General features: G+C 54.1%; 1 protein-coding gene. It reads left to right on the forward strand.

All coding sequences use genetic code 11. The features are described 5' to 3' along the window. Positions 1–279: hypothetical protein (locus tag R0J87_RS19620; protein ID WP_498888348.1), on the forward strand; the 279-nt coding region annotated here is incomplete at both ends.

Genomic DNA, 279 nt, shown 5'->3' on the forward strand with positions numbered 1-279 from the left:
TTTGGCTGGCGCTCGTTTTGGGCTTGTCACTCTTCGCCTATTTGAATATGGACGGGCGGCTGGTGGCAGCGCCGCTGTTAGCCGGGAATTTTCAAGGCCCGCTCGTGTTTGAGGACATATCGATTGATGGGGGCCGGTTGACTGGATTTGCAGAAGCTGAAACAGGCCAGGTAATTTATGCCAGTTACCGGCTCGCCTCCATTGAAGAGCAGCAACGGCTACAGGCGCTCGGGCCATCAGCGAAATTTTATGTGACGGGAGAATTCAAGGAACCGAGAA

The organism is Halomonas sp. SIMBA_159 (genome assembly GCF_046536035.1).
GTDB classification, from domain to species: domain Bacteria; phylum Pseudomonadota; class Gammaproteobacteria; order Pseudomonadales; family Halomonadaceae; genus Vreelandella; species Vreelandella venusta_A.